The organism is Actinoplanes hulinensis (assembly GCF_019429605.1).
Classification (GTDB): domain Bacteria; phylum Actinomycetota; class Actinomycetes; order Mycobacteriales; family Micromonosporaceae; genus Actinoplanes; species Actinoplanes campanulatus.
Genome location: NZ_JAHXZI010000006.1, coordinates 335,088 through 360,519, shown reverse-complemented (window position 1 = coordinate 360,519; position 25,432 = coordinate 335,088). Strand labels below are relative to the sequence as shown.

Below are 25,432 nucleotides of genomic sequence, written 5' to 3'. Positions count from 1 at the left end.
AGGGGAGCTTCTCAGCAGGATCACAGCGGCCCCGGCGCACGATTGCCCCAGAGATTCGGGAGGTGGACATCGTGTCCGTGTTGAGGTCCAGGCCGGCGCTGCGCTGGCTGGTCCCGTCGGCTGCGGCGGTGGCGGTCATCGGGGGCGGCGCAGCGGCCGGGACGATCGTGGCGAACGCCGACCCCGCACTGCCGGAGCGCAGTGCCGCACAGTTGCTCGTCGACCTGCAGAGCGCCGATCCGGAGGGTCTGTCCGGCACCCTGGTGCAGAGCGCCGACCTGGGGCTTCCGGGCATCGCGGGGCTGCTCGGCAACGTCTCCGGAGGTGGCGGCAACCTGACCAGCCTGATCGCCGGAAGCAACACCGCCCGCGTCTGGTACGCGGGTGAGGACAAGGCGCGGTTCGCGCTGCTCGGCACGAGCGGCGAGACCGACGTGATCCGCAACGGCTCCGACGTATGGATCTGGAGCAGCAAGGACAACACCGGTACGCACGTGAAGCTCCCCGCCGACGTGGGCGGGAAGCCGGACAAGGTGCCGGCCGGGGTGCCGGCGACACCGCAGGAGGCCGCCGAGGCCGCGCTCGCCGCGATCGACGAGAGCACCAAGGTGGAGACGACCGGCGCCGCCGAGGTGGCCGGGCGGGACGCGTACGAGCTGGTGCTCAGCCCGCGGGACACCGAGTCGCTGGTCGGGCAGGTGCGCCTGGCGATCGACGCCGAGCAGCACATCCCGCTGCGGGTGGACGTCTACGCGAAGAACACCAGCAAGCCCGCGTTCCGGGTGGCGTTCGAGCAGATCACCTTCGAGGTTCCGGCGGACGACCAGTTCAGCTTCAACCCGCCGCCGGGTGCGAAGGTCAGCGAGGGTGGTATCGCCGACCACTCCGACAAGGCGGCTCCGGGCGCTCCGGGCGTTCCGGCCAAGCCGTCCGTCCCCGGCGCTCCGGCCGGTTCTCCGGCCGGTGATGACGTCAAGGTCATCGGCGAGGGCTGGACGACGATCGTGGTCGGGAAGGCGCCGGTGCTCGACGAACTGGAGGGCGCCACGTCCTCCTCGTCCTCCTCGCCCGAGGAAGCCCAGGCGGGTCAGGTCGCCGAGCAGTTCCTCGGCACCCTGGAGAAGGTCGAGGGCGCCTGGGGCAAGGGCCGGTTGCTCCGCAGCTCGCTGTTCAGCGTGCTGCTGACCGACGACGGACGGGTGCTCGGCGGGCTGGTCTCGCCGGAGGCGCTGTACGCGGCGGCCGCCAAGTAGTCAGCTACACGCAGAACGCCCCGGTGCACGACTGCCGGGGCGTTCTTCCTTTGCGCCTCCTCCACAGTTCTAGAACTCTCGCCGCTTTCATGGCACACTGGAGTGGCAAGAGTTCTAGAACTCTAGGAGATGGTGATGACCGTGCTCGAATCGATGGCCCCTCCCGCCGGCGGCCGCTTCGGTGATTTCGGCGGGCGCTACGTGCCCGAGTCCCTCGTCCCGGCCTGCGCGGCGCTGGAGACGGCCTTCCGGGAGGCCTGGGCGGACGCCACCTTCCACGAGCGGCTCGCCGAGCTTCGCTCCGTCTACGCCGGGCGGCCCACCGCCCTGACTCCGGCCGCCACGCTCTCCGCCGACCTGGGCATCACCCTGATGCTCAAGCGGGAGGATCTGGCGCACACCGGGTCCCACAAGATCAACAATGTGCTCGGGCAGGCGCTTCTCGCCCAGCGGATGGGCAAGACCCGCCTCATCGCCGAGACCGGCGCCGGTCAGCACGGCGTGGCCACCGCGACCGCGGCCGCCCTGTTCGGCATGCGCGCGACCATCTACATGGGCGAGCGCGACATGGCCCGGCAGCGGCTCAACGTCTTCCGCATGGAGTTGCTCGGCGCCGAGGTCATCCCGGTCACCGCCGGCAGCCGCACGCTGAAGGACGCCACCAACGAGGCCATGCGCGGTTGGGTGGCCGCCGTCGAGGAGGCGCACTTCTGCCTCGGCTCGGCGGCGGGCCCGCATCCGTACCCGTGGTTGGTCCGCCAGTTCCAGCGGGTGATCGGCGAGGAGGCCCGGGCCCAGGCCGCGATCCAGCCCGATGTGGTGGTGGCCTGTGTGGGCGGCGGCTCCAACGCCGCCGGCACGTTCGCCGGGTTCGCCGACACCCGGGCGCGGCTGGTCGGTGTGGAGGCCGCCGGTGGGGCCGCAATGACCCACGGCCGGCCCGGCGTCGTCCACGGCTACCGGTCCATGCTGCTCCAGGACGAGCAGGGCCAGATTTTGGAGGCCGAGTCCATCTCCGCCGGGCTGGACTACCCCGGCATCGGCCCCGAGCACGCCCATCTCGGCGCCATCGGCCGCGCGGAGTATGTGACCGTCACCGACGACGAGGCGGTCGCCGCGCTCCGCCACCTGGCCCGCGCCGAGGGCATCATCTGCGCACTGGAGTCGGCACACGCGGTCGCCTGGGTGCTCCGCGCCGCCGGCACACCCGAGCTGCCGGCCGGCTCCACCGTGCTGCTCACCCTCTCCGGCCGCGGCGACAAGGACATGGCCACGCTGGCCGGGGTCACCGAGTGAGCCCACCGGTGCCGCACCCCGGTCGTTCTTCCTTCACGATCCGCCTGGCTTCCGGGACAGCTCTTGCCCGGTCGTCCTTCCCACGCGATCCGCCTCGCTCCCGGCACGGCCCTCCCCTGTCGTTCCTTCCTGCCGATCTGCCTCGCTTCGGGACGGCCTTCCTCTCTCGTCCTTCCCTCGCGATCCGCCTCGCCTTCGGTACGGCTCTTCCCCTGTCGTCCCGGAAGCAAGTCCGGCGCAACGCCGCACATCCCGATCTCGCCCGGCCGGCTTCGGTAGGGGCTCTTCCCTCTCGTCCCGGGCACGGGCCGACCGCAACTCCACGTATCCCGGCCCGTCGCTGACGGGCGCTCTCCCTGGACACCGCCGCCCTGTGTTCGTCGCCCACTGATCAGGCCCGACCTTGGTCGGCGGCTCATTCGTGAGACCCACAATCCCGCGCGGCACCGCCGTGTGCTTCCTCAACCGACTGGAGGTGCCGCATGAAGCGGCTCTACCCCTATCTGACCGGCGGCATCACCGAGGACTGGACCGACTACCTGCTCGCCTATCAGCAGGCAGGGGCCGATGCCATCGAGATCGGCCTGCCGTTCTCCGATCCGATGCTCGACGGCACGACCATCCAGCAAGCCTCCGACCGGGCACTGCGCCGCGGCACCACGATCGACGCGATTCTGGCCGACCTGGCCGCGGTGCGTGACCGCATCAGCGTTCCGCTGTTCGCGATGACCTATGCGAACCTGGTCTTCCGTGACGGCCCCGAGGTGTTCTGCCGGCGGCTGGCCGAGGCGGGCGTCTCCGGGCTGATCGTGCCGGACGTGCCGGTCGACGAGGCCGACGGCCTCTCCTCCGCGGCCGAGGCGGCCGGGGTCGACCTGGTCCTGCTGGCCGCCCCGGTCACCCCGCCGGAGCGGCTCGCCGAGATCGCCGCACGCAGCCGGGGCTTCGTCTACGCGGTCAGCGTGCTGGGCACCACCGGCGAGAGGGACGAACTGGCCGGCACCGCCGCGCCGCTCGCCGCCCGGATCAAGGCGGTCACCGATCTGCCGGTGCTGATCGGCTTCGGCATCTCCCGTCCGGAACACGCCACCGCCGCCGCCCGGGCCGGGGACGGGGTGGTCGTCGCCTCCACCCTGATGCGTAGGGTTCTGGACGGGGCCACACCCGGCGAGCTGTTGGACGACGTCGCCGCGCTGCGGGCCGCCGTCGACCAGGCCGACCAGGAGGTGCCCGCTGACCACGCGCACGCCGAAGTATCAGGTGATCGCGGCTGACCTGAGCAGCAAGATCCGCGCTGGGGAGCTGCCGCCGGGCTCCGCGCTGCCGCCGCAGAAGGAGCTCAGCGCCCGCTACGGGGTCACGCTGGCCACGCTGCGGCAGGCGCTGAAGCGGCTGGAGGACGAAGGGCTGCTCTCCCAGCAGGCGGGGCGGGGGACGTTCGTGTTCTCACCGCGGGCTACGTACACACTCGACTCCCTGCGCGGCTTCGCCGAGGACCTGCGTGCCCAGGGGCAGACGGTGACCACCGAGATCCTCGGCCAGGACACCGGAACACCCCCGGACTGGGCCGGCACGGTCCTCGGCGACGGCCCCGCGGTCCGCCTCGAACGGCTCCGGCTGGTCGCCGGGCGTCCCGCCGTCCACCAGCTCTCGTGGATCCGCGGCACCGTCCTGGCCGGCGCCGACCTGAGCGGCACCTCGCTCTACGCGGCGCTGGCCGAGCACGGCATCGGTGTCCGGCGGGCGTCCGAAGTGGTCCGGCCCGCCCTGCTGGAGGAGCCGGCGGCCACGCTGCTACGCCGCTCCCCCGGCGAGCCGGTGCTGCTGTCCGAGCGGATCTCGTACGGGTTGGACGACTCGGCCCTGGTGGTGGATCGGGCGACGATCCTGGGGTCGGCCATGGAGATCCGTACCGAGCGGGCTGTGCACGGTCTCACCCTCCACTGGAGCCGACCGGCCGTCTGATGATCAACTGGCGCTTCCCGGTGAGGTCACGGCTCCAGCAGGCGATGACGGATCACGGTGATCTCCGCCGGAGGGACGCCGTGAAGTAGCAGGTAGGGCACCACCCCGCCGTAGCGGGCATCGGCGTGTGCGAGGGTGTCACGCATGGCGGCGGGATCGGTTCCCGGCGTCCGGGCGAAGTCGGCCGCGATCACATCGGTGTCCACCCCGGCGACGCCGAGCAGGAGGGCGACCAGAAAGCCGGTCCGGTCCCGGCCACTGTGGCAGTGGATCACCACGGCGCCCGGCGGAGCGATGGCGATCTCGTGGACGGCGCGGGCGACGCGTTCGCCGTTGTGGTCGAGCATCGGCACGTACGTGTGGTCAGGAACCTCGTAGTCCATCGGATCGGGAAGCAGGGGAACGTTCCGGTAGACCGGGTCGGCTGCGAAGGGGCTCGGTGCGCTGTCGCATTCGCGAATCCAGCGCAGATCCAGGATCAGCCCGGGACCGTGGCCGCGCAGCACGCCGACCGAGGCGGCGGTCATGCGGGCATGGCTGTCGGAGCGGATCAGCGCGCCGGCACGGACCCGGCCGCCATCACGGGTGGGAGTGCCGCCCAGATCACGGGCATTGCCGCAGTCCGGCCAGTCGAGTCGCACATCCGCGAACATAGACCGGCGTGTCCAGCGCCTGATGGTCGCTCACGGTACGTGAACCAGAACCTCCTCGGCACGTGGTCGCGGAACCGCCGGTGTCGGGCGCTGACCGCGCAGCATGGCGTAGGCGACGGCCAGCAGCGCCGCGGCGGCGAGCGCGTCGAGCCAGTAGTGGTTGCCGGTGACCACGACCACCAGCAGGGTGATCGCCGGGTGCAGCAGCCACAGGCCGCGATACCGGGTGGTGGTCGCGGCGATCAGGGCGATCGCGACGACCAGTGCCCAGCCGACATGCAGGCTCGGCATGGCCGCGTACTGGTTGGAGATCTGATCGGTCTCCGGCGGGCCGTAGACGGCCGGGCCGTAGAGACGGCCGAGATCCAGCATCCCGGTTTCGGTCAGCATGCGGGGCGGGGCGAGCGGGACCAGAAAATGTACGCCCAGGGCACCGCCCGTGAGCAGGACCAGAACATTCCGCGTCCAGCGGTAGTGGGCGGGGCGGTAGCGGTACAGCCAGACCAGGCAGACCGCGGTCGCCGGAAAATGCACGTACGCGTAGTAGCTGTTCACCGCTTCGACCAGGATGTCCCAGCCGAGCAGGCTCTGCTGGGCGGCCAGTTCGCCGGGCAGGCGCAGCCAGCGTTCGGCGTCCCAGACGGCGCGCGCATTGCGGAACGCCTCGCCGACGTGGCCGTTGGCCGCCAGCCGAGCCACCTTGTAGACGAGGAACAGCACGGCGATCAGCGCGAACTCCCGCAACGCCGACAACCGACCCGACCCGGCCACCCCGACCCGTCCCCACAACGCCGGCAACCGACCCGACGCGGCTTTCCCGGCCCGTCCCCGTAGTGCCCACAGCCGACCCGACCCGGCTTCTCCGGCCGGGCCCCGTCCCGCCGCGGCCAGATGGTCGGCGGCAGCGCTCGCTACTTCGCCGGAGCCGTCCAGGCGGGCGGCAGTACTCGCCGCGCGGCCCGAGTGCCCACCGGCACCCGCCGCACGACGTAGGCTCCCCGAACGTTTGGCGCCACCCGTCCCATGGCCGCCGGCAACGCCCGCCGCTCGGCGCCAACCCTCCGGTCGTCCGGCGCTACCCATTCCATGGCCGGGACCTTCCAGGCGGGTGGTAGCACCCGCCGCACGGCCCAGGCGGCCGGCGGCACCCGACGCACTGCCGGAGCCACGCTGCCGGGGCACGCGGGTACGGGACAGGGGCGGAGACTCGGAGGTATCCGCCGGGTCACTGGAATGTGAAATCGCCATGACGCTCCCCCGTCGATCAAGGGGCATAGCATCCGACGATCTTGCCGCTTGGGCAAGTTCTAATCGGGAAGATCACCGTCCGTTCGCTCGACCGCTCCCGCGGTGAGCAGCACGATCAGCACCGCGAACGCGCAGGCCAGTGCCGGCCACGTAGCGCTCACCGCGTACCGGATGAGAATCGGCATGAGAGCGACCGCGCTGATCAGGCCGACCACGACGGCGCGGCGCATGCGGGCCGGAAGCAGGCCCACGCAGATCCACGGGAGGCGGCCGGCCGGGATCAGCACGCGGCCGGCCAGGCCGACCGTCACGAACACCATGACGGCGGCGGCGCCGCGGGCCAGCAGTTCCGCCGGCGCCCACCAGTGGCCGATCACGGCCAGGACGGCGGTGAGCGGGATCCCGGCGGCCAGGCCGCGGCGCAGACCTGCGAGCAGACCGCGGATGGGCCAGGTGAGGGCGGGCGCGCCGTACCGGTCGGGCCGGTCGGCGGCGAGCCGCCGGAGCCCCCGCATGGCGTCGCGGACACGCATCCGTTCCGCGTCGAGCAGGGCCATCATCCAGCGGCCGTCGGCGTCGTCCGGATCCTCTGCCAGTGCCCGGGCCGCTGCCGCGCGGGCGGCGTCGCGGTGGCCGGCATGGCGTTCCGCTTCCGCCAGGGTCATCAGATCCGGTACGGACTGCGGCGCGATCCCGACGGCACGCCCGGCCGCCTCGCGGGCGCCGTCGAAGTCGCGGCGCAGCATGAGGCAACGGGCCACCGAGCGGTGCGGCTCCGGGGCGTCCGGGCGGAGCCGGGCCGACTCGCGGGCGGCGGCCAGCGCGTCGTCCGGCCGCGAGAGCAGCAGCAGGCACTCGGCGTGCTCGATGTGCACGGCGGCCATCTCCGGAGCCACCGCGACCGCGGCCTCGGCCGACACCAGAGCGTCCGGGTAACGGCCTTGCAGCCGCAGCAGGCCGGCGAGCAGTCCGAGCAACTCCGGGTCGGCGGGCGTCTCGCCCAGTCCCGCACGAACGGCCGACTCGGCCTGCTCGAGACGCCCGACGTCGGCAAGCGCCCGTGCCCGCGCCGCGGCACTCACCGGCCGCCGCCGTCGCCGGTCGCGACACGTGGGTGGGCCACGACCAGGGAACGGGCCACGTGCAGAAGGCGTGCGGCCAGCAGTAGGCGGACCGCGCGCGGGAATCGGACGGCGGGCCGAAGACGGGCCACGCGCGGGAACCGGACAGCGAGCAGACGGCGGGCCGCGCCCAGCACGCGCGCCGCGAACACCAGGCGCGCCGCGCCCAGGATCCGCGCCGCGAACCCGAAGCGGGTCGCGCGCAGGAATCGGGCCGCGGCCGGGAAGCCCGCCCGCAGCAGGTGACAGCCGGCGAGCAGGACGCGAGCGACGGAGAGGACGGCCGCCGCGACGAGGGAGCGGATCATCGGAGCTTGCGCTTCTTGAGGTAGGCGGCCAGATCGTCGTATTCGCCGCTCTCGTTGGCGAACATCGCCACGTTGCGGGCGGTGGCGAACCAGGCGTCCGTCGACGGCCGGACCTCGCGCGCCGCGCCCAGCATGTCGGCCTGGCTGATCATGCGGACCTCGCCGGTGGCGATCGAGTCGCGCATCGCGTACTCGGCGGCGGTCTCGCAGAGGTGGGCCAGGTCGGCGCCGGAGTAGTGCTCGGTCGCGGCGGCGACGGCGGCCAGATCGATCCCGACGACCGGACGATCCCGCAGGTGGTATTCCAGGATCGCCTCGCGCGCGGGCCGGTCCGGTGGGAGAACCAGCACGGTGCGGTCGAGGCGGCCGGGGCGGCGCAGGGCCGCGTCGACGTCCCACGGCGCGTTCGTGGCGGCCAGCACGAACACCCCGTCGTTGCCGCCGTCGACGCCGTCCAGTTCGGTGAGCAGCTGGTTCACCACAGTTCGCATGGACGACTGCAACTGGCTGCGCTTGTGCCCGAGGGCGTCGATCTCGTCGAGGAACAGCACGCACGGCGAGTGCCCGCGAGCCGACTCGAACAGGTCGTGCAGGTTGCGCTCGGAGCTGCCGATCCACATGTTCAGCACGTCGGTGATCGACAGCGAGATGAACGCCGCCCCCATCTCCCCGGCGACCGCCCGCGCCAGGAACGTCTTGCCACACCCAGGCGGGCCGTAGAGCAGCAGCCCGCCGCGCAGGCTCTTGCCGAACAGGCTGCGCAGCTTGGGGTTCCGCAGCGGCCCGAGGAACGACACCTCCAGCCGCTTCTTCACCTCGGCCATGCCACCGACGTCGGCGAGCGTGACGGCGGAGCGCTCCACGTCGAAGGCTCGGTCGGCGTGCCCGCGCACCGGATCGGGTTCGCCGTCGGCCCGCGCGAACCGCGGCGGCACCACGTCCCCGAACTGCTCCTCCATGGCCGTCCAGTCGATCCCGGACCCACCCGTCGCGGGTCTCTCCGGCGCCGCCTCCGGCGACTGTGCCCCCGCCTCGGGCGCGACCGTCGCGGTCGGCGGTGCCTGCTCTTCACCGACCGGGGGCACGGGCGGCGCTGTCCCGCCCAGCGCCCGGGCCATGACCTGCTGCGCTCCGGTATTGCCGGGTTCGCGGGCCAGGATCTGAGCGGCATGCCCGATCGCCTCCGGCCCCCGGCCGGCGGCCACCAGCATCTCGGCCAGGTGCAGCCGCAGCGTCAGGTCGTCGGGCCGTGCTTCGACGGCGGCCGCCAGGCTGTTGATCAAGGCATCGCTCATGCGGGCGATTATGCCCCCGCCACGCCGCCCACCGACCACGGACGGACCCCGACGGCTCCCCCGGCGCCGATCTGTCTCCCGCACCCACCGCTCCTCCCCGGCCGCTCCCGGCGCTCGTGCCGGGGTCATCGGCCGGTCAGGGTGCGGAAGAAGGTGGTCACGTCGGCGGTGAAAAGGTCGGGGACCTCCAGTGCGGCGAAGTGGCCGCCGCGCGGGAACTCCGTCCAGTGGCGGATGTCGTGGCGCTGCTCGGCGAGCGGGCGCACGGACTGCGTGATGTCGCCGGGCAGGACGGCCACACCCAGCGGCACCGGGCAGGGCGCCTGCGGGCCGTCCAGGCCGGTCTCCTTGACGATGCGGGCCGCCGAACCCGCGGTGCGGAACAGCCAGTGATGGGCGACATCCGCCACGATGCGGTCGTCGGGGACGGGCGTGGCCGGGTCGGCCCAGGTGTCGAACTTCTCACCCAGGAAGGCGAGCAGCCCGGCCGGGGAGTCGTTCAACGCGTACGCCGGGGTCTGCGGAGTCGCGGCGAACAGGATCTGGTGCGGGTGCCGGTTGGCGGCCAGCCGCATCGTCCTGGCGAGCCGCTCCTGATCCTCGGGGCCGAGGCCCTCCGCCGGGCCGGGGGTCGGCAGGTAGTTGACATGGACGCCGACGACCCGGTCGGGGGCGACCGCGGCGAGCGACCGGGAGATGCCGGAGCCCCAGTCACCGCCCTGGGCGCCGTAGCGCCGGTAGCCGAGGCGGGACATCAGCTCGGCCCAGGCCTCGGCCACCCGGCGCAGTCCCCAGGGCCGGGTGGTGGGCCCGGAGAGCCCGAAACCGGGGATGGCCGGGACGACGACGTGGAAGTGCTCGCTGAGCGGGCCGATGACGTCGAGGAACTCGACGGTGGAGCCCGGCCAGCCGTGGGTGAGCAGCAGAGGCAGGGCACCGGGGTCGGCGGAACGGACGTGGAAGAGGTGGATCCGGTCGCCACCGATCTCGACGGCCTGCTGCGGAATGGCGTTGAGTTCGGCCTCGTGCGCCCGCCAGTCGAACCCGAGCCAGCGGTCGGCGAGTGCCCGGACCCGATCGAGCCGGATGCCGTAGTCGCCGGGAGCGGCGTCGGGCCACCGGGTGTGGCCGAGCCGGGCGGTCAGATCGTCGAGTTCGGATTGCGGGACCCGGACACTGGATTCGTTCATGCGACTAACGTTAGACTAGCGAACGTTCAGAAGTCCAACGTTAGATTCGTCAACGTTAGAGAGCCCAATGTTAAAATCGCGACGTGGAAGAGCTGCCAAGCTGGGTGCTGAGTCAGGTCTCGGCGCAGGGTCACCGGATCATCGTCGAGAGGTTCGGGGCGGTGGGGGCGCGGGGCTACCACTACCGGCTGCTGCGCTCCCTGGCCACCGAGGGTCCGGCCAGTCAGGCGGCGCTCGGCCGGCGCACCGGGATCTATCTGAGCGATCTGGTCGGGGCGCTCAACGAGCTGGAGTCGGCGGGCCATGTGCAGCGGTCACCCGACCCGGCGGACCGGCGGCGCAACATCGTCGGGCTCACCGAGCGGGGGCGGGAGCGGGCCGAGGAGTTGTCGGAGCGGGCACACGCGGTCCAGGACGAGCTGCTGGCACCCCTGTCCGGCCCGGAGCGCGAGCAACTGACCGGGCTGCTGCAGCGGCTGTTGGAGCACCATCAATCGGGCGGGTGACGGGCCACTCACCCCCGGCGGGCGCGGCACGGCCGCGACGGGCCGGGGAGCTCGCGGGTCTCCCACGGCGGCTCACGAAGGCGTACGAAATCAAAAGAAAGACCGCCGGCGCGAAACGACGGCGGTCTTTCCCGGAGGGTTTTCTAGCCCGGTCGGCGATAGCCGGCGATGGGCCCCCGATCGATGGTCGCCATCCGCACGTGGTCTCCCGTGTGCGGGGCGTGCACCACCTGGCCACCACCGATGTAGATGGCGACGTGGTGCACGTCGGAGTAGTAGAAGACCAGGTCACCCGGCTTCAACTCGCTCCGGCTCACCGGTGTGCCCGAGCCCCACTGGTCCTTCGTGTAGTGCTCGAGATGCACACCGACCGCGGCCCACGCCTCCTTCGTCAGGCCCGAGCAGTCGTAACTGTTCGGTCCCTCGGAGCCGAAGACATAGGGCTTGCCGATCAGGTCGCACGCCTTCTGGGCGGCACGGCCACCCTTGTCGTTGGTGTACGTGACCGGGCACGGGCCGGTGCGCAGAGGACCGTCGTCGATGTTCGCGTCGCCGTACGCCTGGATCCGGAGCTTCTGGAGCTTCGTGATCTCCTTCTCGATCGCCGTCTTCTTCGTCGCGAGGTCCGTGTCGCGGGCGGAGATCTCGGACTCGAGCTGGTCGACCGTGGCCTTGTCGGCGGCGTACTTGTCGCGGAGCTTCGCGACGTTGGAGATCGAGGCCTCCTGGTTGTGGGCAAGCTGGTCGAGCAGCGTGAGCTTCTCCACCAGACCGTCCGGGTCACCACTCAGCAGAGCGTTGAGGTTTCCCGGCGGGCCCTGCATGTAGGCGTCGACCGCCAGACCTCGCACCTGCGCCATCGCGACATCCACCTGAAGCTGAAGCGGCGTCAGCGTCTTTGCCAGCTGCTTCTGCTGCTTCCGCAGCTTGGTCAGCTTCGTGTGGTTGGCGTTGTACTCCTCGATGACGGGCTCGAGTTTGTTCCACTCCTCGTCGATCTGACCCTCGACGGTGGACGGCGAGGGAGTGGCATGGGCCGCCACCGGACCCGTGATCACCAGGCCGGCCGCGGCGAGCGCGCAAACCAGGATGCGCAGCAGGCCGGCGCGACGCGCGCCATTGCGTTTCACGTTGTGTGCGTCGTCCTTTCTTCCCACTCAGCCGCCGACCGGGTTAGCTGACGGGTTCGGGCGGGAAGCATGCCCGGCCGCGCGTGGTGCCACGGCTTCACCCCACTGACCTGGGTCCCCGGTTCGCGTGTCGCGATTGGGCGGTGGTTCGCCAGATCGGCCGGATGGACGATGGGGGGCTGCCGAACCGGGGACCACCGTACTCGGATCATGCCGGCAAATGAAGGTCGCACAGCCCGCCGAACTGTACGAACAGCCGGCAATACGGAGGGTTACTAGAATGGCCAGGTATTCAGGGCACGCGCCAGCCACGGCACGACGACGATCACCGTGGGTAGCACCAACAGACCCGCGGCCGCTGCCGTCCCGGCCACCGCGAGTGCCGTCGAGCTACGGCCCGGACGATCCAGCCGCGCCAGGCGCCGTCGCCGTGATTCACCCTCCGGGTCGGCGGTCACCTCCTCCGCCAAGGGGACGGCGTCGGCGAGACGAGCCAGCGCGGCCCGCAGCGGCGCGTGCCCGGTGCGGCGCCTCGCGGCATCGTCGGCCACCATCTCCAACAGCAGGTGTACGGCGTCCAGCGGCGCCTTCGACCGCAACGGCCCGGGCACGGCCTGGTAGAAGGCCGTGAACGACTCCATCACCAGCTCGTGCTTGTGCCGCAGGTGGGCACGCTCGTGGGCGAGGACGGCGTCGACCTGCTCCCGGTCGAGCACGTCGAGCACGCCGTCGCTGAGCACCACCCGTGGGTTCCGGCCCGGCACGCAGTAGGCCAGCGGCAGGGGCGCCTCCAGCACCCGCACCTCTCCCCCGCTCAGGCCGTCATGACGTTCCACCCGATCGAGGAGGTCGACGAGCATGCGGTGCCGGTCGCGCCGGGCACGGGCCCGGGAGGTCACCTTGACGAGCGAGACCACCAGCCGGGTCACGATGGTCGCGGCCACCGCCAGGGAGAACAGCAGCGCCGCGACGGTCTCCGGGTGCCGCGCGCCGGCCGCACGGACCACCTCTTCCGGGGCGGCGAGCACGACCCCGAGCGCGCAGAGCACGGCGGTCAGGGTCAGCGCCTGCCAGAGCAGCACCCCGGCCACCGGGGCGCGGTCCGGCCAGCGGGCGTTGGCCAACAGCCTCGGCACGGCAAGCGACAGTGTCAGCCCGAGGGCGCCGAGCAGGAGGGCGGTCACCGCTCGATGTTACGGCCGGCCTTCTCGATGGCCGCCCTCAGCGCTTCCGGCGGCAGCTGGCCGACGAAGTAGGCGAGCGCGGCATCCCGGTCCGGCGTGGCACTCAGCGCGTCCAGCATCACACCGGCGGTCATCTCCTCGCGGGTCTGCGCCGGGGCGTAACGGTAGGCACGATCCGCTCGCTGCTGAACGACCAGGCCCTTCTTGGCGAGCCGGTCGAGGACGGTCATCACCGTCGTGTACGCCAGGTCGCGGTCACGGCTGAGCAGATCGTGCACCTGCCGCACGGTGAGCGGCTCGCGTGCGTCCCACAGTTTCGCCATGACCTCGCGCTCGAGGTCGTTCCTCGCCATGTGAGGCAGTCTACTGCACGACGTCGTACTACGAGTCGTAGTATCTACTACGAATCGTCGTAGAGGGGTTGCCATGGACGTGCTCGACCTGACTCGATTGCAGTTCGCGGTCGTGACGATCTACCACTACCTGTTCGTACCGGTGTCGATCTGCCTGTCCGCCACCGCGGCGGGCTTCCACCTGACCTGGCTGCGCACCGCCCGCGAGAAGTATCTGCACCTGGCCAAGTTCACCGGGAAGCTGCTGATCGTCACGTTCGCGGTCGGCGTGGTCACCGGCCTGGTGCAGGAGTTCCAGTTCGGGCTCGGCTGGAGCGCGTTCGCCCGGTTCTACGGCGACGTGTTCGGGCCGACGCTGGCCATCGAGGGGATGCTCGCGTTCTTCCTCGAGGCCACGTTCCTGGCGTTGTGGTATTTCGGGTGGGACCGGCTGCCCCGCCGTCTGCACGCCGCCACCATCGTGGTCGTCGCGGTCGGCACGCTGCTGTCGGCGTACATCATCCTGGCCGCCAACTCGTTCATGCAGAACCCGGTGGCGTACGAACTGGACCCGTCGACCGGGCGGGCCGTGCTCACCAGCTTCACCGAGCTGATGACCAACGAGGTGGTGCTCGCCGCGTTCCCGCACACGATGGGCGGCGCCGCGATGGCCGGCGGCGGGCTCCTCATGGCGATCGGCATCTGGCGCACCGTCGCCGACCCCGCCTTCCGCACGCTCGCCCGGGTCGGCGCCTGGACCATGCTGATCGGCGGTGCGGTCACCGCGATCAGCGGCGACCATCTGGGCAAGGTGATGACGGCCGTGCAGCCGATGAAGATGGCCGCCGCCGAAGCCCTTTACGAGACCGCCACCGCTGCGCCGTTCTCCGTCTTCGCGATCGGCGAGCTGGGCCACGACCGGCCGTTCTTCAGCATCGAGATCCCGGGCCTGCTGTCCTTCCTGGGCACCGGATCGTTCGGCGGGACCGTGCAGGGCATCGACGACCTGCAGGCGGCGTACGTCGCCCAGTACGGGCCGGGCAGTTACGTACCGATGATCCCGGTCGCGTTCTGGACCTTCCGCCTCATGATGGGCGCCGGGATCCTGGCGATGGCGGTCGCCGCCTACCACCTGTGGTCCACCTGGGAGACCGCCCGGCGGATGCCGCCGCTCCCCACGTTCCTGCGGCCCGGCCAGGGCACGCCACGCTGGCTGCGCCGGTTCGTCCTGCTCGCCCCGGCGCTGCCGGCCGCCGCCAACACCTTCGGCTGGATCTTCACCGAGACCGCCCGCCAGCCATGGCTCGCGTTCGGCATCTCGAAGGTGGAGGACGGCGTCTCCCCCGGCCTCACCGGCGCCGAGGTGATCGCCTCCCTGGCCGGATTCACCCTGATCTACGGCCTGCTCGCCATCGCCTGGTACCGCCTGGTCGTCCACCTCTCCCGCCAGCCGCTCACCCCGGTCGCTTCCGAGCAGGAAGAGCCCGAGCCGGTTCCCGCCTACTAGGAGTCGTCTCCCATGATCACGTTCTGGTTCGCGGTCCTCGTCCTCGCCTGGGTGCTCTACTTCGTCCTCGAGGGCTTCGACTTCGGCGTCGGCGTCCTCTCCCCGGTCCTCGGCCGCGACGAGCACGAACGCGGCGCGATCATCCGGACCGTCGGCCCGTTCTGGGACGGCAACGAGGTCTGGCTGGTCGCCGCGGTCGGCGTCACCTTCGCCGCCTTCCCCGCCTGGTACGCCGCCCTGATGTCCGCCCTCTACCTGCCGATGGTCGCCATCCTGCTGCTCCTCGCGATTCGCGGAGTCGCCCTCGAGTTCCGCGGCAAACACGACTCGCCATCGTGGCGCCGTCGCTGCGACCTGCTGCTCGCCGCGAGTTCCGGCGGCATCGTGCTGCTCTGGGGGGCGGTCCTCGGCGTACTGGTCGACGGCCTCGCCCTCGGCAGCGACGGCGAGGTCACCGGCACCGGGCTCAGCCGCAGCCTGGGCCCCCTGCTCAGCCCCGCCGCCGGTCTCGGCGCGCTCGCCGCGCTGCTCGCCGCCGTCCTGCTGGGCGCGACGTTCCTCGCGCTGCGCACCACCGGCCCGGTGCGCCGCCGGGCACGCGACGTGGCACGCCACACCAGCACGGCCGGCGCGGTCGCCCTTCTGCTCATCGGCATCGGTACGGGCAATCGCCTCGCCCTGGCGGCGGCGGCCATCGTGTTCGCCGCCGGACTGCAGGCGCGGCGCTCCCGGGAGGGCACCGCCTTCACAGCCGTCGCCCTGGCCGTCGCCGGCGCGGTCGTCGCGGTCTTCACCACACACGGTTCGGTGGTGCTGCGCAGCACTCTCGACCCGGCCTGGTCCCTGACCCGCGCCTCGGCCGCTGCCGGCCCCGAGGCCCTCCGCCTGATCACCATCGCCGGGGTGATCATCCTGCCCGGCGTCCTGGTCTATCAGGCCTGGTCCTACTGGGTCTTCCGCCGCCGTGTCGCCAGCGAGCGGGTCGCCTCGTGAATCCGGCCCACCCCCGCTCCCGGGCCACCGTTGACGAGCCGCGCTCCCCCGGCCACCTCTCGGCGAACGGCCCCGAACCGGCTCCCACCAGCGGCGCCCCCACCTCCCCTCCCCTCACATCCTCGTCCACCATTTCGGTCGCTCTTGGACGATCCACCACCGCAGCGGGTGGGACAACGTCCAAGAACGCGGGAACAGACGATCGCGAGCCCCCGACAGCGGACCTTGGACGATCCACCACCGCAGCAGGCGGAGAAACGTCCAAGAACGCGGAACAAGACGATCGCAAGCCCCCGACAGCGGACCTTGGACGATCGGCCACCGGATCCGGTGGGAAGAGGTTCAAGGTCGGGAGGCGGGCCGGGCAACGGGAGCCGGTGCCGAGTGCGGCCGGGCCACAGCCGGCGACGTCGGCGGTGACGGGCGCGCGGGTCTCCCGTGGGCCGATCGATCCACGGCTGCTCCGCCACGCACGGACCAGCCGAGCCGGAATCGCCCTGCTCGCGCTGATCGGTATCGGCCAGGCCGCGGCCACGATCGCCATCTCGGTGGCCCTGTGCGGGATCGTGACCGGCCTCGTGACCGGCCGCTCCGTGAAGGTCTTTCCCGGGCAATTGAGCGGGACGACCGCGATCCTCCTGCTGGCCGCCGCGTTCACAACACGCGGCGCACTGGCCTGGGCGGAGCAGGTGGTCGCCCAGCGCACCGCCGCCACGGTCACCGACGAGCTACGCCGGTCCCTCCTGGACCGGGTGATCCGTCGCGGTCCCGCGTGGGTCGCCGCCTACGGCTCCGGCCGGCTCACGACCGTACTGGGCACCGGCCTCGACGCCCTGCGCCCATGGTTCTCGGGTTACCTGCCGGCGCTCGTGCTGGGCGTCCTCCTGCCCCCACTCGTCATCGTGATCATGGCAGCCGTGGATCCCGCCTCCGCGGTGATCGCCCTGCTCACCCTGCCGTTGCTGCCGATCCTGGGCGCGCTGATCGGCTGGGCCACCAAGGCCCGCGCCGAACGGCGCTGGGCCGCTGACGCACGGTTGGCGGGTCACTTCCTCGACGTCGTGCGCGGCCTGCCGACCCTCAAGATGTACGGGCGCGCCGAACACCAGATCGACGTCATCGCCGATCTGACCGACCGCCATCGAGCGGCAACGATGCGGGTGCTGCGGGTAGCGTTCCTCTCCTCGACCGCCCTGGACCTGGTCGGCACCCTCGCGGTCGGGCTGATCGCCGTCCAGGCGGGCCTCCGGGTGGCGGCCGGCGCCATGGACCTCGGCCCGGCCCTGCTGGTGATCCTGCTGGCGCCGGAGGCCTACCGCCCGCTGCGCGAGATGGCCGCCCGCTACCACGCCTCCACCGGCGCGGGCGCGGTCATCGCCGACGTCGACGAGATCCTCACCGCCCCGTCGCCGTCGGCAACCGGTCTCGCCGACGAGGTCGGGTGCACACCCGCCCCATCGCACCGGATCCCGGCACCCGAGGGATTCCGGCCGAGCGACACCGGCCGGTGGGGTGTCCGTGCCGCCGGGCTCCGGGCCCGCTACCCCGGCTCGCTCACCGACGCGCTACACCTTCCGGAGCTGTTCGTGCACGCGGGGGAACTGGTCGCGTTGCGTGGCCCATCCGGTGCGGGCAAGACGACCGCCCTGCGCGTACTGGCCGGACTGCACCCCGCCGAATCCGGCGCGCTCGCCGTGGGCGGCACGTTCTACCTGCCGCAGCGCTCGGCGTTGCCGCACGCCCGTACGGTCGCCGGCGCCTTCCCGGCCGAGACCGGCCTCGCGGAAATCCTGGCCGCGCTGCGATCGGCCGGCCTGACCGGCGAGATCACCCCGGAGACACCACTCGGCGAACAGGTCTCCGGAATCTCCGCGGGCCAGCGCCAGCGCCTGGCGTTCGCCGTGCTGCTGCACCGGGCCACCCGGGCGATGTCCTCCTCCTCGCGCCTGGTCACCACCGCACAGGGCCGCCTCGCGCCCCGGTTCCCCCCACCGGTGGTCACGTTGCTGCTGGACGAGCCGACCGCCCACCTGGACGTGACGGCGGAACGCCTGATCGTCAGCCGCCTGCGAGACCTGGCCGCCCGGGGCTGTGCCGTCCTGGTGGTCGCCCACCGCCCGGCCCTGCTGGCCGCCGCCGACCGCATCGTCGATGTCGCCCCACCCGCCGGCCCGGCCGTACTGACCAGCACGGTGACGGCCGTCATCCCCAACGATGCCGAACAGCCCTCCTGGTCGGCCGGGCCACCGACGGCCGTCATCGTCCGGGCCACGACCTCGTCGTCCACCCCCACCCACCAGCCGGACGGCGGCGGGCGGGTCGTCACCGGGATCGACGAGATCATCCGGGAGGTGACCGAGACCGATCGGCTGGATCAGCCGTCGCCGACCACGCCCGCCCGGCCGCTGCCCTCCCCGGATCCGGATGCGGCACAACCACCGCACGGCCTGACCTCGCCCACGGCGAGCCGGCCCGAACAACCGTCAGCAGCCCGCTCGGCAGCACCGCCGTCGCCGCTTCCGAGGCCGGTCACAGACCACCATCCCTCGCTTCTCTCGACCACCCGCGCGGCACACCAGGCGGCGGGCGTTACCGGCCGCGGCTTCCCGGGGCGGCGGGGGTGGGGCCGGTTGCGGCGGCCCGGTACGGCGGTCGCGCTCGGCGCCGGATCGTCGCTGGCCGGGATCCTGCTCACCGGGGCTGCGGCATGGCTGCTCGTGCGGGCGTCCGCGCTGCCGCCGGTGCTGAGTCTCTCGGCGGCGGTCGTGCTGGTACGGGGCAGCGCGGTGGCCCGGCCGCTGTTGCGCTACCTGGAACGGCTGCTCGCGCACGACGTGGCGTTCGCCTCCTTGGGGGCCCGCCGGGCACAGGTCTACGCCGACCTGATCCCGCACGTTCCGGGGCCGCGGCTGCACCGGCGGGGCGACCTGCTCACCCGGCTCGTCGATGATGTCGACGCCCAGGCCGACGGGCTCCTCCGCGGCCGCCTGCCGATGATCACCGCCGCCGTGACGGTGACGGTCGGCGCGCTGGCGGTGGTGTGGGCGGCCCCGGCGCTGGGGGTACCGCTCGCGGTGGGCCTGGTCATCGCGGGAGTGCTCGCCCCGGCGATCGCCGCCCGGCAGGTGGACCGCCGGGAAGCGACGACCGGCGCGGCCCGCTCGGCGCTCCGTGACGCGGTGGTGGAGACCGTCGACGGAATCGAGGAACTGAGCGGCGGGGGCGGCAACCCGGGCGTACCCCAGCAGCGAAGCCGAACCCTCGCCGTGCTGGAGGCCCGGGCGGCCCGTGAAGCCGGGCTGGCAGCGGCGACCGCCCACCTGGGTTGGGGCGCCGCCGCTGCCGGAGTCGCAGTTCTTCTCACGCGCGGAGGCCTGTCCGCGGAATGGAGCGCCGTGGTGCTGCTGAGCGTGATCGTGCTCGGCGAGACGGTGGTCGGCCTGGCTGAGGCAGCGATCGCCGGGCGGCGTGCCGCCGGAGCCGAGCACCGTGTCTCCGCCCTGACGGCCAGGCACCCACCGGTCAACACGGCAGTCAAGCCAGTCAGCGTGACCAGTCGAGACGTCAACCAACGCGGTCAGACCGTCAACTTGAGCGGCCAGGTAATCAATACAGCAAATGAAGACGTCAACATTGACGACCTTGCAGTCAATGTTGACGTGTACATGGACGACGGTGCAGTCAACACCGACTGCGACAGGAATGATGGTGCCATCCATAAGGACGTCAACGTTGTCGGCGTGGATGGGCGCATCTCTGTCACGGGTCCAGAGTCAACCGCCGAAGCTTCGGAATCATCGGAGGTGCTGGCAGTCGGCACCGGGGTCAACGGTGGCCGGGGCGAGGTTCGGGTCGAAGGGCTTGTCGCCGGGTGGGATCCGAGGCGGAAGCCGGCACTCAACGGCCTGGACCTGCACCTTCCCGCGGGATCGCGGACGGTGATCACCGGACGATCGGGCTCCGGCAAGTCGACGCTCGCCGCCGTACTCGCGGGCCTCCTGACGCCCCACGCCGGCACGGTCATCGTCAAGGCGCGCGACGCCGGCACGGCCATCGTGGATGTGCCCGACACCGGCGCGGCCATCGTCGACGCATCCGAGACCGGCACGGCCACCGGCAGCGCACCCGACACCGGCGCGGCCATCGTCGGCGCGTCCGAGACCGGCACGGCCACCGGCAGCGCACCCGACACCGGCACGGCCACCGGCAGCGCACCCGACACCGGCACGCACACCGCTATCGGAGACGGCACCCGCACTGCTTTCGAGGGCGGCACGCGCACCGAAGCCGAAGGCGGCACCACAGGTGACCCTGATGGCAACAGCACCACCACTGTCACCGCGGGTGGGCGGACAGTTCTGGTGGGGGACGACACCGGGCATGTCTTCGCGTCGACCGTGCGGGAAAATTTGCGGCTCGGGGACCGGGACGCGAGCGATCAGCGGCTCCACGCCGTTCTTCGGCGGGTGGGGCTCGGTGAGTGGCTGGCGGGGCTGCCGGCCGGGCTGGACACCTGGCTGGGCACCGGCGGCAGCACCGTCTCCGGTGGGCAACGCCGCCGTCTCGCGACCGCACGGGCGCTCCTCGCGGATCCGGCCCTGCTGATTCTCGACGAACCCACCGAAGGGATCGACGAGGACGGCGCGCACCGGCTGATGGCGGACCTGCTGGGGGCGGCCGACGGGCGTACCGTGCTGGTCTTCGCGCATCGTGTGGAGGGTTTCGGGCTCGCTGACCGGGTGCTCCGCCTCAGCCGGGGCAAACTGACCGATATAACCCCTTAAGCTGGTTATCGTGGCACGCACGCCTGCTCCGGGCACCCGGGAAACCATTCTGACGGCGGCCGCCGGGCTCTTCTATGAGCACGGCGTCCGCGGTGTCAGCATGGCCCAGGTGGTCGAGGCGGCCGGGTGCGGCAAGAACCTGCTCTACAAGCACTTTCCGAGCAAGGCGGAGCTGGCGGCGGCCTACCTCTCACTGGTCCGCCATGAGCGGGAACGCTCGGTGACCGAGGCTCTGCACTGGTCCACCGATCCGGTTGATCGGCTGCTCGCGCTGACCGGGGAGGTCGCCGACACGGTTCGGCAGCCGGGTTATCGGGGGTGCGCGTTTCGTAACTATCTGACCGAGTTCCCGGACGAGGACGACGAGCCCGCCCGTGTCGCCCAGGCTTATCTGGCCGACAGCCGCGCTCAGTGGGATCGCCTCGTCACCGGCATCGGGGGGAGTTCACTGCTCGCCGACCGGATCTGGCTTGTCGTGAACGGCCTGTACACCGGACCGCCCGAGCAGGCCGCCGTCGCCGTCGAATGGATCACCGAACTGGTGCGCGCGGAAACCGGCAGCTCCATCAGCGCCACCCGCTGACGCACCGCCCGACCGTACTACCCGCGTGGCGCCACGGCCGCAAGGATGCGCCACCCGCTGACGCACCGCCCGACCGTACTACCCGCGTGGCGCCACGGCCGCAGGGATGCGCCACCCGCTGACGCACCGCCCACCACGAAGCGCACCTCCGGGTTCGGGAGGGCGGCGGCCGAATATGCGGGTGAGCGGGTCGGGGGTGACCGTTATGGTCGGCCGGTGGAGCGTCTCTACCATGTCACCTCGGTTCGCAACCGGGATTCGATCTGGAGGTTCGGCCTGGACTCGTCGCGGATGGGCGCCGCCCGTGGCATCGCCGGCAGCCGGGGACCCGAGGTCGACGGGATCTTCCTGGCCGACGAGCACACCGCCGGCTTCTTCATCCGGATCAACAACACCGGTGGACCGGTGGACGTGTGGGCGGCCGACGGCATCGACCCGGCTTCACTGGTCATCTCGCCGGAGGGGTTCGAGTACCTTCCCGGCACGGTCTCCCGGGACCGGATCACCCTCTACCGCCAGGACGTTCCAGTCCCGTGACGACATTCCCGGATGAGGCTGCCGTGCCGGTCGTCTGCGGTCGCTGTCCGCCGGGCGCGACCGCCACGGTCGGCGAGACGATCGTCTACGGCCGTCTGCACTGGTCACGGCTTCATGCCTGCACGGACGGCCCGGTCCTGGAATGCGGCCGGGACGAGCCTCCGCCGGAGGTGCGCCAGGCGCTGCTGGACCAGTGCGGCGTCTTCCGGCTGCGCCTGTCCGGGATCACCTCGCGGGTCGCCGTGTTGAAGGTGCTCCGGGACCGTGGCACGGCGCTCTCCGACATCGCCGCAATGTTGACCGCATTGACTGGTCAAGGTCTGCCCGGCACCGAGATGGAGTTGCGCCTGCTGTCCATGCGTCTCGACGGGGCCGGCGTCACCACGCTCAGCCGGGAGCGCCCGTGACCGGCGACGGCCCGTACGGAGTGTGGCCGGCCCGGAATCGCCGCGGGTGATCGAGGCACGACCGCAGCACTCTCTCGAAGAGGTCCGGCTCCCGGTCCAGCGTTCCCTGGTGACGCGACGGATCCTGCTCGACCGTGAGCCCGGTCAGCGTCGCGCCGTCCGGCCCGGGAACGAGCCGCGCCTCGTAGACCTGCTGGCCTTTCCACGACCGCCACAACCGCAGCACGCCGGAGTCGTCGAGGTGGGCCATCCAGCGGATCTCCATGTCGTACCAGCCGAGTCCGTCGCGCAGCAGGCCGACCGCGTCGTTGTCGAGAACGAGTCCCGGTTGCACCGGGACCGGGCGCAGGTCCAGGGCGGGCGTGGCCTTGCGCGCGGCCTCCCCGCCGAACAGGGGCCGCAGATCCGGTGAGGTCAGCGGATCACCGCGCGAATCGCGGCGGTCGGCGTCGGCGGGAACCCACGGGCCGGACGTCCACTCCGGGTCGTAGCCGTGCACGGCCAGCACGAACACGTCCGGCGGACGGTAGCCGTGGGCGGTCACGTAATGCCAGATCAGGGTGGGCGCCGCGAACATCGTGCCAGGCCCGGACGGCACCCTGATCTCGGAGGATCCGAGATACAGCGTGCGAGACCGATGCACCACCTCCAGGCTCCGCGGCCGTCCGGGCGAGGCCTGCGCGGGGCAGAGCGTGCAGACGTGGAAGCCGCGCATCTGGTTGATCCGGCGCCCGGCGATGATGTCGAGCAGCGCGTCCGCGAACCCGTCGGCAACGGTTCCCGTTTCGAACTCGTGCGGAGCGTCCAGCCAGCCCACGTTGAGCCGCTCATAGCCGGGCCGACAGCTGGTCGTCCCGGTCGGAAAACCGATGATCTCCTCCGGGTGATACGTGTAGACACTCAGATCCGGGAAATGCGCCACGTCGATGTCCTATCAGAAAACCAAAACCGCTTCTGGTACGGACGTGGCCGCGATCGCCGAACTACGGCCGCTCCGCCGGCTCCACGCGGCCACCCGCCACGCCAGGCCGCAACGCGCCCGTCGGCCGGAACCGGCACGAAAGCCCGAACGCGCCCGCCGAGACACGGGCAGGCCGCTGGCTCAGGGCAACCACCTGACACGCGGGCCCGCGTCACGGCCATCCGCTGGAAACGCCGGAAAGCAACCGCGCCGATGTCCCTCAGAACCGCCTGGCCGGGGCGGACAGACCGAAACCACCCGGTTTGACCGCAGGATGGACGAGCGGGACAAGCCGCCCAGCTGACAGGGTTGCGGGCCGAAGCCGAAGCCGGGCCGACGAAGCGGACAGACCAGAACCGGTCACCCGGCCCACGAAGCGGACAGACCAGGGTAAGGAGTCCGGCCGACGAAGCGGACAGACCAGGGTAAGGAGTCCGGCCCACGAAGCAGGTAGGCCGGGTCGGACGCCTGACTGACGGGGTCGCGGGTCGCGGAAACGGGATGCGTTTTCGGCTGCGGCGCGGGCAGACTGCGGTGCGGCATGGGGGGAGCGCGTCGTGCGTACGTTTGAGGAATTGGTTGTGGAAGGCTCTTCCGCGGACGTCTCCGGCTGGGGTTTCGGCTGGCTGGACGGGCGGGCCACCGAGGAGCGACCGCCGTGGGGATATGCGCGGCTGCTCGCGGCCCGGCTGGCCGGGGTGTCGTCGGCGCTGGACGTGGACACCGGCGGTGGGGAGATCATCGGCGGGATGCCGGTGCTGCCGCCGCGGATGGTGGTGACCGAGGGCTGGCCGCCGAACGCCGCACACGCCCGGCGGCTGCTGGGGCCGCGGGGCGTGGTGGTCGCCGAGGTCGCGCCGGGTGACCCGCTGCCCTTCGCGGACCGGACGTTCGAGCTGGTCAGCAGCCGTCATCCGGTGCGGCCGGACTGGCCGGAGATCGCCCGGGTGCTGGTGCCCGGCGGTGGCTACCTGGCGCAGCATGTCGGTCCGGCGTCGGCGTTCGGGCTGATCGAGTGGTTTCTCGGGCCGCTGCCGGCAACGCATCTCGCTCGCGATCCGGAAGCCGAGGCGACCGCGGCACGACGGGCCGGACTGGAGATCGTGGATCTGCGGACCACGCGGTGCCGGATGGAGTTCCACGACATCGGGGCCGTCGTCTGGATCCTGCGTAAATGCGTGTGGTGGGTGCCGGACTTCACCGTCGGGAGGTATCGCGAGCGGCTACGGGCGCTGGACGCGCACATCCGGAACACGGGTCGTTCGCCGCGTACTCGACACGGACGCTGATCGAGGCCCGGCGCGCCTGAACGGTCCGCGCCCGTCACCCCACGTCCATAGACGACGGCGACGGATCAAGGACGTGATGATGCTCGACATGACATCATTGTTCGCGCGGATGGGTGCGGGCGAGTTGGCCCGGCTCGGCACGATGGCCGCGGAGTGCGGCGCGGAGGAGATCACGACGGCGCTGCGGGTCCTGGCCGCCCTGCACCGGGATATCCGCGAGGAGGCCGTTCGTTCATGAGCACCGAGATCTACCGTCTCACGGGCCGGAACCGGCTGATGATCGCCGACTTCCTGGAGGGCCTGGACGACGGCGCCTGGGCCGCGCCGACCCTGTGCGAGGGCTGGACGGTACGGCATCTGGCCGCCCACTTCGTCCAGCCGATGGTGATCGGTTTCGGCCGTTTCCTTCTGACCTCCCTCCGCCATCGCGGGGACACCGACCGGACCGTCGACCACCTCACCCGGCGTCTGGCCCGGCACTCCCCCGACGATCTGATCACCCTCCTCCGGCAGCACGCCCCGGACGAGGTCAACCCGCCGCGGGTCGGCCCGATGGGCCCGTTCGCCGAGACGTGCGTGCACCTGCGCGACATCGCCCGCCCGCTCGGCCTGTCCGCCGACGTCCCGGCCGGCCACTGGCGGATCCTGCTCGACTACCTGGCCGGCCCACGCCCGGCCCCGGCCCTGGTCCCACCCGGGCGCCTCGACGGCCTGCGCCTCGCCGCCACCGGCCCGGGCACCGGCTGGACCGTCGGTGACGGGGCGCTGATCACCGGCCCGTTCGAGGCGCTCGGCATGGCCGCCACAGGCCGCGCCGCCGCCCTTACCGACCTGTCCGGCCCGGGAGTCGCCGTCCTCGCCGGCCGGCTGCGGGCCCGCTGACCGACAGG

At 71.7% G+C, this 25,432-nt stretch carries 23 protein-coding genes, 1 pseudogene and 1 riboswitch; of the genes and pseudogenes, 14 read left to right on the top strand and 10 right to left on the bottom strand.

The annotated features are described in order from the left end of the window. Positions 1-71 precede the first annotated feature (71 nt). From KZ829_RS14035 to KZ829_RS14020, 4 genes are all read left to right on the top strand, one after another. Positions 72-1,253 (top strand): LolA family protein, encoded by a 1,182-nt coding sequence (locus KZ829_RS14035; RefSeq protein WP_220144306.1) that lies wholly within the window; start codon positions 72-74, stop codon positions 1,251-1,253. Between the two features lie 135 nt (positions 1,254-1,388). Next, positions 1,389-2,549 carry a tryptophan synthase subunit beta gene (trpB, locus tag KZ829_RS14030; protein ID WP_220144305.1) on the top strand — a complete coding sequence of 387 codons (1,161 nt, stop codon included), beginning with the start codon at positions 1,389-1,391 and terminating at the stop codon, positions 2,547-2,549. A gap of 482 nt (positions 2,550-3,031) precedes the next feature. Beyond that, positions 3,032-3,823 (top strand): tryptophan synthase subunit alpha, encoded by a 792-nt coding sequence (gene trpA, locus KZ829_RS14025; RefSeq protein ID WP_220144304.1) that lies wholly within the window; start codon positions 3,032-3,034, stop codon positions 3,821-3,823. Continuing rightward, positions 3,810-4,514: a GntR family transcriptional regulator gene (locus KZ829_RS14020; RefSeq protein ID WP_308285476.1), complete on the top strand. Its 705-nt coding sequence runs from the start codon at positions 3,810-3,812 to the stop codon at positions 4,512-4,514. Before trpA ends, KZ829_RS14020 begins: the two co-directional genes overlap by 14 nt. 26 nt (positions 4,515-4,540) lie before the next feature. On the opposite strand, the gene KZ829_RS14015 is transcribed toward KZ829_RS14020, so the two are convergent. From KZ829_RS14015 to KZ829_RS13990, 6 genes are all read right to left on the bottom strand, one after another. Further along, a complete protein-coding gene (locus tag KZ829_RS14015; protein ID WP_308285475.1) occupies positions 4,541-5,155 on the bottom strand; it encodes a tyrosine-protein phosphatase in 615 nt (204 codons plus the stop codon). 42 nt (positions 5,156-5,197) lie between these two features. Further along, positions 5,198-5,938, bottom strand: a complete 741-nt coding sequence (locus tag KZ829_RS14010) for a phosphatase PAP2 family protein (RefSeq protein ID WP_308285474.1) — start codon at positions 5,936-5,938, stop codon at positions 5,198-5,200. 536 nt (positions 5,939-6,474) lie between these two features. After that, the gene (locus KZ829_RS14005; protein WP_220144301.1) at positions 6,475-7,497 is read right to left on the bottom strand and encodes a tetratricopeptide repeat protein; all 1,023 of its coding nucleotides are present in this window, start codon (positions 7,495-7,497) and stop codon (positions 6,475-6,477) included. Continuing rightward, on the bottom strand, positions 7,494-7,844 hold the full coding sequence (locus tag KZ829_RS14000; protein WP_220144300.1) for a hypothetical protein: 351 nt from the start codon (positions 7,842-7,844) through the stop codon (positions 7,494-7,496). The genes KZ829_RS14005 and KZ829_RS14000 overlap by 4 nt, the downstream gene beginning before the upstream one ends. Then, positions 7,841-9,139, bottom strand: coding sequence for an AAA family ATPase (locus KZ829_RS43950; RefSeq protein ID WP_220144299.1), 1,299 nt, complete (start codon positions 9,137-9,139; stop codon positions 7,841-7,843). Before KZ829_RS43950 ends, KZ829_RS14000 begins: the two co-directional genes overlap by 4 nt. A gap of 125 nt (positions 9,140-9,264) precedes the next feature. Then, a complete protein-coding gene (locus KZ829_RS13990; RefSeq protein WP_220144298.1) occupies positions 9,265-10,329 on the bottom strand; it encodes an epoxide hydrolase family protein in 1,065 nt (354 codons plus the stop codon). A gap of 83 nt (positions 10,330-10,412) precedes the next feature. On the opposite strand from KZ829_RS13990, the gene KZ829_RS13985 reads away from it, so the two are divergent. After that, a complete protein-coding gene (locus KZ829_RS13985) occupies positions 10,413-10,835 on the top strand; it encodes a MarR family winged helix-turn-helix transcriptional regulator (protein ID WP_220144297.1) in 423 nt (140 codons plus the stop codon). Positions 10,836-10,978: 143 nt separating this feature from the next. On the opposite strand, the gene KZ829_RS13980 is transcribed toward KZ829_RS13985, so the two are convergent. The 3 genes from KZ829_RS13980 to KZ829_RS13970 form a co-directional block, all read right to left on the bottom strand. After that, complete coding sequence (locus tag KZ829_RS13980; RefSeq protein WP_239141708.1) at positions 10,979-11,965, bottom strand: C40 family peptidase; 987 nt, start codon at positions 11,963-11,965, stop codon at positions 10,979-10,981. A 17-nt stretch (positions 11,966-11,982) separates the two neighbouring features. Beyond that, positions 11,983-12,118, bottom strand: a riboswitch (cyclic di-AMP (ydaO/yuaA leader). Between the two features lie 122 nt (positions 12,119-12,240). Beyond that, entirely contained in the window at positions 12,241-13,149 is a 909-nt protein-coding gene (locus tag KZ829_RS13975; RefSeq protein WP_220144296.1) for a M56 family metallopeptidase, read from the bottom strand. Beyond that, positions 13,146-13,502: a BlaI/MecI/CopY family transcriptional regulator gene (locus KZ829_RS13970; protein WP_183222306.1), complete on the bottom strand. Its 357-nt coding sequence runs from the start codon at positions 13,500-13,502 to the stop codon at positions 13,146-13,148. The genes KZ829_RS13975 and KZ829_RS13970 overlap by 4 nt, the downstream gene beginning before the upstream one ends. Positions 13,503-13,575: 73 nt before the next feature. Between KZ829_RS13970 and KZ829_RS13965 the strand changes: the two genes are divergently transcribed. From KZ829_RS13965 to KZ829_RS13935, 6 genes are all read left to right on the top strand, one after another. Continuing rightward, positions 13,576-14,988, top strand: a complete 1,413-nt coding sequence (locus KZ829_RS13965; RefSeq protein WP_220144295.1) for a cytochrome ubiquinol oxidase subunit I — start codon at positions 13,576-13,578, stop codon at positions 14,986-14,988. A gap of 12 nt (positions 14,989-15,000) precedes the next feature. Then, on the top strand, positions 15,001-15,981 hold the full coding sequence (cydB, locus tag KZ829_RS13960) for a cytochrome d ubiquinol oxidase subunit II (protein ID WP_220144294.1): 981 nt from the start codon (positions 15,001-15,003) through the stop codon (positions 15,979-15,981). 377 nt (positions 15,982-16,358) lie between these two features. Beyond that, positions 16,359-20,765 carry a thiol reductant ABC exporter subunit CydD/CydC gene (locus KZ829_RS42910; RefSeq protein WP_308285473.1) on the top strand — a complete coding sequence of 1,469 codons (4,407 nt, stop codon included), beginning with the start codon at positions 16,359-16,361 and terminating at the stop codon, positions 20,763-20,765. Positions 20,766-20,775: 10 nt separating this feature from the next. Continuing rightward, complete coding sequence (locus KZ829_RS13945; RefSeq protein ID WP_220144293.1) at positions 20,776-21,348, top strand: TetR/AcrR family transcriptional regulator; 573 nt, start codon at positions 20,776-20,778, stop codon at positions 21,346-21,348. Between the two features lie 216 nt (positions 21,349-21,564). Further along, positions 21,565-21,885 carry a hypothetical protein gene (locus KZ829_RS13940; protein WP_220144292.1) on the top strand — a complete coding sequence of 107 codons (321 nt, stop codon included), beginning with the start codon at positions 21,565-21,567 and terminating at the stop codon, positions 21,883-21,885. Then, entirely contained in the window at positions 21,882-22,292 is a 411-nt protein-coding gene (locus tag KZ829_RS13935; protein WP_220144291.1) for a hypothetical protein, read from the top strand. The genes KZ829_RS13940 and KZ829_RS13935 overlap by 4 nt, the downstream gene beginning before the upstream one ends. On the opposite strand, the gene KZ829_RS13930 is transcribed toward KZ829_RS13935, so the two are convergent. Beyond that, on the bottom strand, positions 22,273-23,214 hold the full coding sequence (locus KZ829_RS13930; protein WP_220144290.1) for a DUF7919 family protein: 942 nt from the start codon (positions 23,212-23,214) through the stop codon (positions 22,273-22,275). The two genes, KZ829_RS13935 and KZ829_RS13930, sit on opposite strands and share 20 nt — an antisense overlap. 596 nt (positions 23,215-23,810) lie before the next feature. Between KZ829_RS13930 and KZ829_RS13925 the strand changes: the two are divergent. The 3 genes and pseudogenes from KZ829_RS13925 (at position 23,811) to KZ829_RS13915 (ending at position 25,424) form a co-directional block, all read left to right on the top strand. After that, positions 23,811-24,562 (top strand): annotated as a pseudogene (locus tag KZ829_RS13925) (class I SAM-dependent methyltransferase). 68 nt (positions 24,563-24,630) lie between these two features. Continuing rightward, entirely contained in the window at positions 24,631-24,780 is a 150-nt protein-coding gene (locus tag KZ829_RS13920; RefSeq protein ID WP_220144289.1) for a hypothetical protein, read from the top strand. Continuing rightward, positions 24,777-25,424, top strand: a complete 648-nt coding sequence (locus KZ829_RS13915; protein WP_220144288.1) for a maleylpyruvate isomerase family mycothiol-dependent enzyme — start codon at positions 24,777-24,779, stop codon at positions 25,422-25,424. The genes KZ829_RS13920 and KZ829_RS13915 overlap by 4 nt, the downstream gene beginning before the upstream one ends. Positions 25,425-25,432: the final 8 nt, after the last annotated feature.